The 253-nt window shown below is 51.4% G+C and carries 1 protein-coding gene; it reads left to right on the forward strand.

Annotation, left to right across the window (positions count from 1 at the left end; translation table 11 throughout):
- On the forward strand, positions 1 to 253 hold a 253-nt coding region (locus HBA93_RS22265; RefSeq protein WP_221724689.1), incomplete at both ends, for a YitT family protein.

Consider the following 253-nt stretch of genomic DNA (forward strand, 5'->3'; position numbering starts at 1 on the left):
TCTCGACATTAGAACCGGTTTTCGCGGCAATCATGGGCGCTACTTTGGTCGGTATGGGCGTGCTGGCACTGTTTCGTCATCGTGCGGGTGTCGGCGGCATTAATATTCTGGCACTGTATTTGCAGGATAATTACAATATCCGTGCAGGCTGGTCGCAACTCGCACTGGATCTCCTGCTTATGGCGATATCGCTGTTTTATCTTTCACCACAGCAGGTTGCACTTTCGGTCATCGGAGCCGTGGTGATGAATGT

The sequence above is a fragment of the Ochrobactrum sp. SFR4 genome (assembly GCF_019730395.1).
Lineage (GTDB): Bacteria > Pseudomonadota > Alphaproteobacteria > Rhizobiales > Rhizobiaceae > Pseudochrobactrum.